At 58.1% G+C, this 12,585-nt stretch carries 13 protein-coding genes; 10 read left to right on the top strand and 3 right to left on the bottom strand.

Annotation, left to right across the window (positions count from 1 at the left end; translation table 11 throughout):
- The 6 genes from RDL77_RS10495 to lpdA form a co-directional block, all read left to right on the top strand.
- Positions 1–2,646: 2-oxoglutarate dehydrogenase E1 component (locus RDL77_RS10495; RefSeq protein WP_288192780.1), on the top strand; the 2,646-nt coding region annotated here is incomplete at its 5' end.
- A 47-nt stretch (positions 2,647–2,693) separates the two neighbouring features.
- Positions 2,694–3,974 (top strand): 2-oxoglutarate dehydrogenase complex dihydrolipoyllysine-residue succinyltransferase, encoded by a 1,281-nt coding sequence (gene odhB / locus RDL77_RS10500; RefSeq protein ID WP_288192781.1) that lies wholly within the window; start codon positions 2,694–2,696, stop codon positions 3,972–3,974.
- A 119-nt stretch (positions 3,975–4,093) separates the two neighbouring features.
- Positions 4,094–4,543 (top strand): VOC family protein, encoded by a 450-nt coding sequence (locus RDL77_RS10505; RefSeq protein WP_288192782.1) that lies wholly within the window; start codon positions 4,094–4,096, stop codon positions 4,541–4,543.
- Between the two features lie 2 nt (positions 4,544–4,545).
- Positions 4,546–5,196 carry a LysE family translocator gene (locus RDL77_RS10510; RefSeq protein ID WP_288192783.1) on the top strand — a complete coding sequence of 217 codons (651 nt, stop codon included), beginning with the start codon at positions 4,546–4,548 and terminating at the stop codon, positions 5,194–5,196.
- 8 nt (positions 5,197–5,204) lie between these two features.
- Positions 5,205–5,735, top strand: a complete 531-nt coding sequence (locus RDL77_RS10515; protein WP_288192784.1) for a hypothetical protein — start codon at positions 5,205–5,207, stop codon at positions 5,733–5,735.
- Between the two features lie 33 nt (positions 5,736–5,768).
- Entirely contained in the window at positions 5,769–7,175 is a 1,407-nt protein-coding gene (gene lpdA / locus RDL77_RS10520) for a dihydrolipoyl dehydrogenase (RefSeq protein ID WP_223613888.1), read from the top strand.
- A 69-nt stretch (positions 7,176–7,244) separates the two neighbouring features.
- Here lpdA and RDL77_RS10525 read toward each other — a convergent pair whose 3' ends face one another.
- The 3 genes from RDL77_RS10525 to RDL77_RS10535 all read right to left on the bottom strand — a co-directional run bounded on the left by RDL77_RS10525 (position 7,245) and on the right by RDL77_RS10535 (position 9,803).
- Positions 7,245–7,490 carry a hypothetical protein gene (locus RDL77_RS10525; protein WP_288192785.1) on the bottom strand — a complete coding sequence of 82 codons (246 nt, stop codon included), beginning with the start codon at positions 7,488–7,490 and terminating at the stop codon, positions 7,245–7,247.
- 139 nt (positions 7,491–7,629) lie between these two features.
- The gene (locus RDL77_RS10530; RefSeq protein WP_288192786.1) at positions 7,630–8,700 is read right to left on the bottom strand and encodes a TraB/GumN family protein; all 1,071 of its coding nucleotides are present in this window, start codon (positions 8,698–8,700) and stop codon (positions 7,630–7,632) included.
- Between the two features lie 146 nt (positions 8,701–8,846).
- Entirely contained in the window at positions 8,847–9,803 is a 957-nt protein-coding gene (locus RDL77_RS10535; RefSeq protein ID WP_288192787.1) for a tyrosine recombinase XerC, read from the bottom strand.
- Positions 9,804–9,957: 154 nt separating this feature from the next.
- Between RDL77_RS10535 and rimM the strand changes: the two genes are divergently transcribed.
- The 4 genes from rimM (at position 9,958) to rplS (ending at position 12,436) form a co-directional block, all read left to right on the top strand.
- Positions 9,958–10,536, top strand: a complete 579-nt coding sequence (rimM, locus tag RDL77_RS10540) for a ribosome maturation factor RimM (RefSeq protein ID WP_288192788.1) — start codon at positions 9,958–9,960, stop codon at positions 10,534–10,536.
- Positions 10,533–11,249, top strand: coding sequence for a tRNA (guanosine(37)-N1)-methyltransferase TrmD (gene trmD, locus RDL77_RS10545; RefSeq protein WP_288192789.1), 717 nt, complete (start codon positions 10,533–10,535; stop codon positions 11,247–11,249). Before rimM ends, trmD begins: the two co-directional genes overlap by 4 nt.
- Positions 11,250–11,262: 13 nt before the next feature.
- Complete coding sequence (locus RDL77_RS10550) at positions 11,263–11,790, top strand: GNAT family N-acetyltransferase (RefSeq protein ID WP_288192790.1); 528 nt, start codon at positions 11,263–11,265, stop codon at positions 11,788–11,790.
- A 193-nt stretch (positions 11,791–11,983) separates the two neighbouring features.
- Positions 11,984–12,436 carry a 50S ribosomal protein L19 gene (rplS, locus tag RDL77_RS10555; protein ID WP_105734617.1) on the top strand — a complete coding sequence of 151 codons (453 nt, stop codon included), beginning with the start codon at positions 11,984–11,986 and terminating at the stop codon, positions 12,434–12,436.
- Positions 12,437–12,585 lie beyond the last annotated feature (149 nt).

A 12,585-nucleotide genomic window follows, 5' to 3' on the forward strand; every position in this document is an offset into this window, starting at 1 on the left:
ATTCCCGCCGCCCGCGACTCGGTGCGCGCCATCATGATGATCCGCGCCTATCGCATGCGCGGCCACCTGCATGCCAAACTTGATCCGCTGGGCCTGGCCGAGGTCAAGGAAGATTACAACGAGCTTTCGCCCGAGAGCTACGGCTTCTCGCCGGCCGACTATGACCGCAAGATCTTCATCGACAATGTGCTGGGGCTCGAATATGCGACGATCCCGCAGATGCTCGACATCCTGCAGCGCACCTATTGCTCGACCATCGGCGTCGAGTTCATGCACATTTCCGATCCCGTGGAAAAGTCATGGATTCAGGAACGCATCGAAGGCCCGGACAAGGGCGTCGCATTCACGCCCGAAGGCAAGAAGGCCATCCTTTCCAAGCTGGTCGAGGCTGAAGGTTTCGAACAGTTCATCGACGTCAAGTACAAGGGCACGAAGCGTTTCGGCCTTGATGGCGGTGAATCGCTGATTCCGGCCCTCGAACAGATCGTCAAGCGTGGCGGATCGATGGGCCTCAAGGAAATCGTTCTCGGCATGGCGCATCGTGGCCGCCTGAACGTGCTCAGCCAGTTCATGGCCAAGCCGCACCGCGCCATTTTCCATGAATTCAAGGGCGGCTCCTATACGCCTGACGATGTCGAAGGTTCGGGCGACGTGAAGTACCATCTGGGTGCGTCGTCGGACCGCGAATTCGATGGCAACAAGGTGCATTTGTCGCTGACCGCAAATCCCTCGCACCTCGAAATCGTCAATCCGGTTGTCATGGGCAAGGCGCGTGCCAAGCAGGATCTGCTTGCCGGCCGCGAACGTGATGATATGGTGCCTTTGTCCGAGCGCGCCAAGATCATGCCGCTGCTGCTGCATGGTGATGCTGCCTTTGCCGGCCAGGGTGTGGTTGCGGAATGTCTTGGCCTTTCCGGCCTGCGCGGGCACCGCGTTGCCGGCACGGTGCATTTCATCATCAACAACCAGATCGGCTTCACCACCAATCCGCGCCTGTCGCGTTCCTCGCCCTATCCGTCCGATGTGGCGAAGATGATCGAGGCGCCGATTTTCCACGTGAATGGCGATGATCCGGAAGCCGTGGTCTACGTGGCAAAGATTGCCACGGAGTATCGCATGACGTTCCATAAGCCCGTGGTCATCGACATGTTCTGCTACCGCCGCTTCGGCCACAATGAGGGCGACGAGCCTGCGTTCACGCAGCCGCTGATGTACAAGACGATCCGCGGCCAGAAGACCACCGTACAGCTCTATTCGCAGAAGCTGATCGATGAAGGTCTGGTCAATCCGGCGGAAGTCGATGCCATGCGTTCCGCTTGGCGCGAAAAGCTCGAACAGGAATTCGAAGCCGGACAACACTACAAGCCCAACAAGGCCGACTGGCTGGATGGCGCCTGGAGCGGTCTGCGCACGGCCGACAATGCCGACGAGCAACGCCGCGGCAAGACCGGACTCCCGTTGAAGACAGTCAAGGAAATCGGCAAGAAACTGTCCGAGGTTCCCGGCGGTTTCAATGTGCACCGGACGATCCAGCGTTTCCAGGACAACCGCGCCAAGATGATCGAGTCGGGCGAAGGGTTCGACTGGGCAATGGCCGAGGCTCTTGCCTTTGGCTCGCTGGTTATCGAAGGCCACCCGATCCGCCTTTCCGGCCAGGATGTGGAACGCGGTACGTTCAGCCAACGTCATTCGGTTCTCTATGATCAGGAAACCGAGCAGCGCTACATCCCGCTCAACAACCTGCAGAAGGGTCAGGCCATCTACGAAGTCATCAATTCGATGCTTTCGGAAGAGGCCGTGCTTGGTTTCGAATACGGCTATTCGCTGTCCGATCCGCGCGCGCTGACCCTGTGGGAAGCCCAGTTCGGCGATTTCGCCAACGGTGCCCAGGTGGTGTTCGATCAGTTCATCTCCTCGGGTGAGCGCAAGTGGCTGCGCATGTCCGGTCTCGTCTGCCTGCTGCCGCATGGCTACGAAGGCCAGGGTCCGGAACATTCGTCGGCCCGCCTCGAGCGCTATCTGCAGCTCTGTGCGGAAGACAATATGCAGGTGGCGAACTGCACCACGCCTGCCAATTACTTCCACATCCTGCGCCGCCAGATGAAGCGTGACTTCCGCAAGCCGCTGATCCTGATGACGCCGAAGTCGCTGCTGCGCCACAAGCGTGCCGTGTCTTCCATCAGCGATTTCACTGGCGATTCTTCGTTCCACCGTCTGCTGTGGGACGATGCGCAGCTGCTGAAAGATCAGCCGATCAAGCTGCAGAAGGACTCCAAGATCCGCCGTGTCGTGCTCTGCTCGGGCAAGGTCTACTACGACCTCTACGAAGAGCGCGAAAAGCGCGGCATTGATGATGTCTATCTGCTGCGCGTGGAGCAGCTGTATCCGTTCCCGGCCAAGGCGCTGATCACGGAACTGTCCCGCTTCCGCAATGCGGAGATGGTCTGGTGTCAGGAAGAACCCAAGAACATGGGTGCCTGGGCCTTCATCGACCCCTATCTGGAATGGGTTCTGGCGCATATCGATGCCAAGCATCAGCGTGTCCGCTATACCGGACGTCCTGCCGCTGCATCGCCTGCAACGGGCCTCATGTCCAAACACCTTGCACAGCTCGAAGCATTCCTTGAAGATGCCCTCGGCGCCTAAACCACAACAAACAGAAGTCATCTGAAGATCAACGGAAGAGCAAGATCATGGCAACCGAAATCCGCGTCCCAACGCTGGGCGAATCCGTTTCCGAAGCAACCATTGGCAAATGGTTCAAGAAAGTCGGCGATGCGATTGCCGTCGACGAGCCTTTGGTGGAACTCGAGACCGATAAGGTAACAATCGAAGTTCCGGCCTCCGCTGCCGGTTCCCTTGAGGAAATCACCGCCAAGGAAGGCGATACGGTCGAAGTTGGCGCCTTGCTCGGCATGATTGGCGGCGCCGGTGCCGCTTCTGCGAAAAAGGAAGAGGCCAAGCCCGAAGCTATCGCCCAGGCATCGGGTGCCGCCGGTGCGTCGTCAACGGCAGAAGCCGAGGACAAGGCTGCTCAGGTTGCCGGCAACACGCCGATCACGGAACGCAAGGAGAGCGAGATGCCCGCGTCCCCCGCAGCATCAAAGCTACTGGCGGAAAAGGGCGTTTCTGTCTCGCAGGTCGAGGGTTCGGGCAAGCGCGGCCAGGTTCTCAAGGGCGATGTCCTTGATGCTGTCGCCAAGGGCATTGCCGCACAGCCTGCCGCTGCTCCGGCCCCGCAGGCAGCGCGTCCCGCCTCTTCGGCTGATGACGCATCGCGCGAAGAACGCGTGAAAATGACCCGCCTGCGCCAGACCATTGCGCGCCGCCTCAAGGATGCCCAGAGCACGGCAGCGATGCTGACCACTTACAATGAAGTGGACATGTCGGCCGTGATGGACCTTCGTAACCGCTACAAGGAAATCTTCGAGAAGAAGCACGGCGTCAAGCTCGGCTTCATGGGTTTCTTCACCAAGGCGGTCACCCACGCACTGAAGGAAATCCCGGCGGTCAATGCCGAGATCGATGGCACTGACATCATCTACAAGAACTTTGCCCATGTCGGCGTTGCCGTCGGTACGGACAAGGGCCTCGTCGTGCCGGTCGTGCGCAATGCCGACCAGATGTCGATTGCGGAAATCGAGAAGGTCATCGGCCGTCTCGGCAGAGCTGCCCGCGATGGCGCGCTGTCCATGGCTGATATGCAGGGTGGCACCTTTACGATCTCCAATGGCGGCGTCTACGGTTCGCTGATGTCTTCGCCGATCCTCAATGCGCCGCAGTCCGGTATTCTCGGCATGCACAAGATCCAGGATCGTCCGGTTGTCGTTGGCGGCCAGATCGTTATCCGTCCGATGATGTATCTTGCCCTTAGCTACGATCATCGCATCGTTGACGGCAAGGAAGCCGTGACCTTCCTCGTGCGGGTCAAGGAAAGCCTGGAAGATCCGGAACGCCTGGTTCTCGACCTGTAAGATTGCGAAGAGCGGCCTTGCCGGCAAAGCGAGGCCGTTTTTGCAGTGTGGTGAATTGCACCGGATTGACTTAGTCTTGCGGCCCAATCACAAAATGACGTGATGAAAGGCGATTCAAAATGGCTTTTGCACCGAATTTCCCACCTGTCGAACCCCATATCTGCGTGAAAGGCGGCCTCGAAGCGATCGCCTTCTACGAAAAGGCCTTTGGTGCCGAAAATACCTTCAAGCAGCTGGCCGAGGATGGCAAACGCGTGCTGCATGCCAATCTGTCGCTGTTTGGCGGCTCGATCATGCTGCACGACGAATTCTCCGAGTACAAAAACCCGGACGGTGAGAACGATGTCATGTCGCCGGTCACCCGCGGCGGGGCGAGCATTGCGCTGAACATCAATCTCGCAAGGCCCGCCGATGTCGATGCGGCGGTGAACCGTGCGGTGGCGGCTGGTGCGGCACTGATCATGCCCGTCGAGGATACGTTCTGGAATGCCCGCTATGGCCGTATTCGTGATCCCTTCGGTCATGTCTGGGCTTTCAACGCCGCGCTTGAAGCGCCTGCCGGAGAATAGGCATGTCACATTACATGTATGAGTTCCTCGGCCTGATGGCCGTCTTCTCGATCATGATCGTCTCGCCGGGCGCTGACTTTGCCATTGTTGTGCGGCAGAGCATCGTGCATGGCCGCCGCAGCGCTATCATGACCAGCTTCGGCATCGGCGCCTCTTTGCTCTTCCATATCAGCTATACCATTCTTGGCCTTGGCCTTCTGGTGTCCAAATCACTGTTTCTCTTCGGCATGCTGAAATGGGCCGGCGCTGCCTATCTCTTTTATCTGGGCATCAAGGCCCTGCGCGCTCCCGGCATGGAAGCATCTGGGGAAGCACCTGGAGATATCGTCGATGACACCGTGGAAAAGAATATTTCCGACTGGCGTTGCTTTCTCATGGGATTTGTCACCAATGCGCTCAATCCCAAGCCGGTTCTTTTCTTCCTGTCGCTTTTTTCAGCTCTGGTCAGCCATGAAACCCCGGCGCTGGTGCAGGCAACCTATGGCCTGTTCATGGCAACCGCGCTGATTGCCTGGTTTGTTGCCGTATCGACGTTCTTCACCATGCAATCCGTACGGGATCGCTTTGTTGCGTGGGGACGCTGGTTCAACCGCGTGACCGGTGTGGTTTTCATCGGCCTCGGTATCAAGCTTGCAACGCAGCAGGCGAGCTAGGAATACCGATGACCGCATTGCTTCGCCGCCGTCCCGCAAAAAGTGTCACCCTGCTTGCAGCACTCAGCATCACCCTGTCGTCGCCAGCTTTCGCGGCGTGTTTGCAGGACCATGCGGTCTATACGGATCGGGACGATGATTATACGCTGACTTTCAAAAGCGTTCCCGACGATGGCGCGGCGGTCACCTCCGATGAATTCACGATTAAGATGAATGACAGCGATCTGAAGATGGATGGTGTTGTCATGTGGAACATGGATGGCGGTAGGCCCAATGCCACCATCAGATACAAATGCCCGGCGGGCGATGCGACAGGTGCAGAGCTGCAACAATGCACTGTCTGGAAAGGCGTGGTTTATGCCTTGAAGGAAGGTGCTGATGCCGAGCTCCTGCCAAAGGCCAAGGAGCCTTCGGCCCAGGCACTGCTCTTGCCTGATTTTTCCGGCGCCATGAGCAGCTTCAATTTCAAACTTGAAAAACCCTTGGAGGCTTTCCCGTGGGAAGTCTTCCGTTTCAAAGAATGCGTGCCCGAACAATAGTTTCGCGTTGCGTCAGAACAGAAGGATTGAATCATGTCATATGACGTCGTCATCATCGGAACAGGCCCTGGCGGCTATGTCTGTGCGATCAAGGCTGCACAGCTCGGCCTGAAGACCGCGGTGATCGAAAAGCGCGATACATTTGGCGGCACCTGCCTCAATATCGGTTGCATTCCATCCAAGGCATTGCTGCATGCTTCGGAAGTCTTCCATGAGGCTGGCCACACCCATGCAAAACTGGGCGTCGAGGTTGGCACGCCAAAGCTCAACTTGAAGGCGATGCTTGCCCATAAGGACGCAACGGTTGAGTCCAATGTCAGCGGCGTAGCCTTCCTGTTCAAGAAGAACAAGATCGACACCTTCAAGGGGACCGGCAAGGTTGTGGCGGCAGGTAAGGTGTCCGTCACCGGCGACGATGGTAAGGTGCAGGAAATCGAGGCGAAGAACATTGTCATCGCCACCGGTTCCGATGTCGCCGGCATTCCGGGTGTCGATGTCAAGTTCGATGAAAAAATCATTGTATCTTCGACCGGCGCACTGGATTTCGACAAGGTTCCGGAAAATCTGATTGTTGTTGGCGGCGGCGTCATCGGGCTTGAGCTGGGCTCGGTCTGGGCACGCCTCGGCGCCAAGGTTACCGTTGTCGAATATCTCGACAAGATTCTTGGACCGATGGATGGTGAAGTATCGCGCCAGTTCCAGCGCATGCTGGAGAAACAGGGAATCGCATTCAAGCTTGGCGCCAAGGTGACGGGCGTCGAAAAGTCCGGCAAGGGAGCCAAGGTGACGTTCGAGCCGGTCAAGGGCGGTGAAGCCCAGACCATTGCGGCTGATGCCGTTCTCGTATCCACCGGTCGCCGCCCCTACACGGACGGTCTCGGGCTCAAGGAAGCAGGTGTTGCCGTTGATGATCGCGGACGGGTGGCAATCAATGACCATTGGCAGACCAACGTCGCGGGTATCTACGCGATCGGCGACGTCGTCCAGGGCCCGATGCTGGCACACAAGGCCGAAGACGAAGGCATTGCCGTTGCCGAGATTCTGGCCGGACAGGCGGGACATGTGAATTTCGATGCCATTCCGAGTGTCGTCTATACGCAACCGGAAGTGGCTTCGGTCGGAAAAACCGAAGAAGAGTTGAAGGCAGCCGGTATCGAGTACAAGGCCGGAAAGTTTCCGTTCACAGCCAATGGCCGTGCCCGCGCCATGCTGCAGACGGATGGCTTTGTCAAAATCCTCGCGGACAAGGCGAGCGATCGTGTGCTCGGCGTTCACATTGTCGGTTTTGGCGCCGGCGAGATGATCCACGAAGCAACGGTCCTGATGGAATTTGGCGGTTCGTCAGAGGATCTGGCACGGACAACCCATGCCCATCCGACAATGTCCGAAGCCGTCCGCGAAGCTGCCCTGGCAACCTTCGCCAAGCCAATTCATATGTAATCTCCAAGCACGAAAATGAGAAAAAGGCCCGAAATTTCGGGCCTTTTTGGTTTCGAAGGCACTTTGGAACTAGTTGTTGCTTGGGGCCGAATTGGCGGGAGCGGGCGCTGCAGGTGCAGGCGCCTGCGTTGTTGGTGCTGCCGGTTCCGGGCCATCCATGGTCGAACTGTTGTTCAGATAATAATAACCGCCGATAATCAGCGCTGCGATCAGAATACCTGCGATCAGAAAGCCGCTGCCGCCTGAGGGAGCCGCGTCGGGCTCACGATCGGACTGCGTATCCACCGGACGCCGCAAATTAGGATCATAGGTCATCATGTCCTCCGTCACACTCTTTGCATTCAGAATAATAAACGGCTCAGAACAGCCTGGGTTCCGAAATCGCCCGTCATCTGGCTGACCAGCCTTATATAAGGGCTTGGAATCACTCTGCCAGATGTGACAAAATTTAAGGTTATTGCGCCTCGACCGTAAAGCCCTTGCTGCGCAGCAGAGCCACCAGCCCCTTTTCTCCGGGAAGATGCAAGGCTCCCACCGCTATAAAGGCATTGCCCTTGTCGATGATTGGAACCGCATGTTCCGCCATGACGCGGTTGCGAGCATTGACCATCTTTTCCTCGAACGCGGCATAGTTTTCACCGCTCGCCGTGCCATCGGGAGAGATGGACCGTATCACCGGGAAAATCATGGCTACGTCGCCCCGGGTGTAAAGCAAGGTCATGGTTTCAAACATGTCGGGTAGTTTCGGCGCAAGTGTCAGTGTCTCGACAAGTCCCTCGACATGGAATTTCAGCGGCAGGGATGCCATGGCGCTGAGCTGATCCTTGATGGTTTCAAGCCCCGTGACAGCCTTGCCCTGTGCCTTGGCGTCCTGGGCGAGCTTGACGTCGAGGAAGGCTGTGCCGCTTTTGCTGCGCGTCAGCTCGCAGGGAGGCATGGCCAGCATGCTTGTCACGATCCATGGCTGCATCTTGTTGAGCGCCGTCAACGACAGGCCGCGTGCGGCAAGGCCCGCTTTTACACCCTCGAGCTTGTCAGCTGGAATGAGCTTCTCCAGCGTGTTCTCATCGGTGAACATCATCAATCCCGGATCCTGCGCCATGACTTTCAAGGGCGCTTTCGGATCAAGCACCTCATCGGTTTCAATGACGACCGTTGCCGCCCCCTGATAGGCTGTTTGAGCCGCGTCTGAAAGCTTGAGCACGCGCGGATCTGTCAAATGCATGGTGCCAAAGAGCCAGGAAGGTTTGGTTCCCGGCTTTCCAATCTTCCAAAGGATGCCTTTGCCGTTCACCGTTGCGGCTGCTTCCTTGCGCAAGGCGGCCAGCTTTGCGGGGTCCGACTTGGCCATTTCGGCGACGAGATCGCGTCCGCCACAGGAGGCATCCTCCGCACGGGCGCGGGTTGCGCCAAACGCCACGACAAGAAATGAGGCGAGCAGAATCCAGCTCAGAAAAGCCAGGAGCCTCAGTGCGCTCTCAGCAATGCGATCAAGAGAAGTGGTGGGGCCGGAATGGGTCATCATCAATGCATACATAGGGTTTGACAAAAAGGCGTTAAAGCTAGTGGAACGAATTTGACATTCGCATCTCATTTGACATCACGCGCAACAAGCGAATGTCAGAATCGGACCACTAGTCTGCAGATTGTTTGTTACAATCCATATGGTGTTCAGGCGCGGGGATGTGCCTTGTCGTAGATTTCCATCAGTCTGTCGGTATCAACGCCGGTATAGACCTGCGTCGTTGACAGGCTTGCATGGCCGAGCAGTTCCTGGATCGTGCGCAAATCGCCGCCGCGCCCGAGCAAATGGGTCGCGAAGGAATGGCGCAGAGCATGCGGCGTCGCGGTCTCCGGCAGGCCGAGCGCGCCGCGCATTTTCTGCATGTCGCGCTGGATGATGGCCGAATGCAGTTCCCCACCCCGCGCGCCGCGAAACAGCGGCTTGCCCGCTTCCAGTTCGTAGGGGCAGAGCGTGCGGTATTCCTCCACCGCCCGGTGGACTATGGGCAGGAGCGGCACCATGCGTGTCTTGCCGCCCTTGCCGGTGATGGGGATGGAACGCGCCGAGGCATCACGCAAGGCGGCGCCGTCCAGGTTGAGTGCTTCTGAAATGCGCAGGCCGCAACCGTAGAGCAGGGTCAGCACCGCCGCATTGCGCGCGGCAATCCAGGGTTCCTCATTGAGCTGTTCGCCTTTTTCCACCACGCGGCGCGCATCGATGGCCGTCAGTGGCTTTGGCAGGGATTTCGGTTGCTTCGGCGCGCGCATGGCAATGGAAGCTGCCGCATTGGCCATGCCCTGCTTTTCCAGATGGCGCAGAAACGAACGAATGCCCGCAAGACCGCGCCCGAGCGTGCGCGCACCGGCACCATCATTCCGCCGCCGCGCCAGGTAGGATCGCAGATCGGCAATCCGCAGGGCTGCCACGTCCTTCAGGGATGGCGGCTCAGCGAGATGACCGGTGAGAAACTGGAAGAACTGACGGGTGTCGCGCTCATAGGCTTCCAGCGTGTTGGCCGCCAGACGCCGGGTGTTTTTCAGTGATCTGAGCCATTCTTCCCGCGCCGCGATGAGGTCTGGCCGGGCCGAAACAAGAAACTCGGCATTCTGGGGCTGCGCCACCATTGCCATACTCCTTACCGTGTATCGGGGTAGACCATGCCACGACAGTCCTTACGGAGTCGTTTCGCTTTCCCTTGAGGGCTGATCCTTCGCACTTGGCGTTTGGCCAAAGACAGAGTAATTCGTCGGGAAGAGAAGATAGGAATGGAACAGCCCGATGGCAAAATTGAATGATCCAGTGCAACTCGCCGTTATCGGTGCAGCGCACGGAACGCGCGGCGAAGTGCGGGTCAAGACGTTTACCGGTGATCCGCTGGCACTGGCCGATTATGGCCTGCTTTACGATGTGACCGGCAGAAGCTTCGAGATTCTGGCTATCCGCCCGGCCAATACGGTTGTCGTTGTGCGGTTCCGCGGGGTCAATGACCGCAACATGGCCGAAGCGCTGAACGGCACGACGCTGTTTATCGACCGCTCGCAGCTGCCGGAAGAGCTTGAGGAAGACGAGTTCTATCATGCCGACCTGATCGGGCTCGATGCCGTCGACGCAACAGGCAATCCCTATGGCAAGGTCTCGGCCATGTTCAATTTCGGTGGCGGTGATCTCATCGAGTTAACTATACCGGGACGCCGGCCGATGCTGATTCCGTTCACCCAGGCCGCCGTGCCGCATATCGACATCAAGGCTGGACAGGTTGTTATCGATCCCGCGGCAGCCGGGCTTATTGCTGACGAGAACGAAGAAGAGGACCGGCGCAGGCAGCTGGGTGGTGATAGCGGGAAAGAGCGGCCATGAGCGGCAAGGCTGCCGGTTTCCGTGCGACGGTGCTGACGCTCTATCCGGAAATGTTCCCCGGGCCGCTCGGCGTCTCTCTCGCCGGAAAGGCATTGGCCGATACGGCATGGTCGCTTGAAACCGTACAGATTCGCGATTTCGCCACGGATCGGCACCGTATGGTTGACGACACGCCCGCTGGCGGCGGGGCTGGCATGGTGATGAAGGCAGATGTCCTGGCGCGTGCCGTCGATGTGGTGGCGGATGAGCGGCCGCGGCTCTTCATGAGCCCCCGCGGCAAGCCGCTGAGCCAGGAACGCGTGCGCGAACTTGCTGCGGGCCCAGGTGCAATCATTCTGTGCGGCCGGTTCGAAGGCGTCGACGAACGGTTGATCGAAGCGCGCGGCTTTGAAGAAGTTTCAATCGGCGATTACATCCTTTCCGGCGGTGAGACGGCAGCTATCGTTGTTCTCGATGCGATCGTTCGCCTTTTGCCCGGTGTGATGGGCAATGCCCAGTCGGGTGAAACGGAGAGTTTTGAGACCGGGTTGCTGGAGCATCCGCAATACACCAAGCCGCAGGAGTGGGAAGGGCGCCGCATTCCCGACGTGCTTCTCTCCGGCAACCACGGGGCCATTGAGAAATGGCGCAGGGCCGAAGCGGAAAAACTGACGCAGGAACGGCGTCCGGACCTGTGGGATCGTTATCCGCAGGCCAGGAAGCCGCGTAAATAACAGGATCAGGACAATGCAGTTTCGCAGCGGTGATGCAGGGGATGTGCCTGCTGTCCAGGCCATTGAACGGGCGTCCGCGGTGCGATTCCGTACGGTCGGCATGGAAGACATCGCCAATGACGATCCTACATCCGCGTCCCTTCTGTTTGAACGGATAAGTCAGAATCGCCTTCTTGTTGCGGTTGACAATCGGCCGGTCGCCTTCGTGATTTTTGATGTGGTTGATGATCATCTCTATATCGAACAGATCGATGTGGATCCGGCCCATGCCGGCAAACGCATCGGATCGGCACTGATCGGGCTGGTGGAGGATCGTGCCCGGAAAGAGGCCAGGATGGGGCTGTTGTTATCCACATTCCGGGATGTTCCGTGGAATGCGCCCTATTACCGGCGGCTTGGATTCACCGATATTCCCGATGATGCTCTCAGTGCTGCGCTGGTGCATATCCGCCGGGATCACATTGAAAGGGGCCTTGACGAGACACAACGGGTTTTCATGCGGAAACCGCTTCGGCTCGACTCGGGTGGCAATCAGCGCTAAAAAGAATCGCTGCCAGAGGTGACAAACGGACTTTTATGGTGTATCTGGCCGCGAACTCGGGAAAATCCCAAGTCCGATAATCAATGGATGGTGAATTCGCTCCTGCCTCCTCAGAGGCATAGACATGCGGCCAGGATGCTGCATTGCAAGTGTTGAGCGCTCTGGCTGTTTGAAAAAGAAAAGGATGAAGACGATGACCGTCGATATTATTCGTCAGCTCGATCTCGAACAGAGAGCAAAAATCGAAGCCAAGCGCGTGCTTCCGGATTTCAAGCCAGGCGACACAGTCCGCGTTAATGTTCGCGTGACGGAAGGTACACGTACCCGCGTTCAGGCTTATGAAGGCGTCTGCATTGCCCGCAACGGCGCTGGCATCAACGAGAACTTCACAGTTCGCAAGATTTCCTACGGCGAAGGCGTTGAACGCGTATTCCCGATCATTTCCCCGCTGGTTGAAGGCGTAGAGATCGTCCGTCGCGGCAAGGTTCGCCGCGCGAAGCTCTACTACCTGCGCGGCCTGACCGGTAAGGCTGCCCGCATTGTCGAAAAGAAAGACAACCGCAAGGGCAAAGCCGCTGTTCCGGTCACCGGTACAGCCGAAAAGGTAACGGAAGAAACCGTTGCCAAGGCACCCGCTGCTGAATAAGCGCGATTGTTTTGAGTTTGAAAAGGCGGTCTTCGGACCGCCTTTTTTGTTTCCGGCAAGGCTGTTTCCGCTTCCTTGCCCGGTTGAAAAAATCGTGCTTGCGCGATAGCGAATAAAGCAGTTGCATGCCGTTCGGGGATTGACGGGGC

Source organism: uncultured Phyllobacterium sp. (assembly GCF_902479695.1).
Taxonomy (GTDB): domain Bacteria; phylum Pseudomonadota; class Alphaproteobacteria; order Rhizobiales; family Rhizobiaceae; genus Phyllobacterium; species Phyllobacterium calauticae.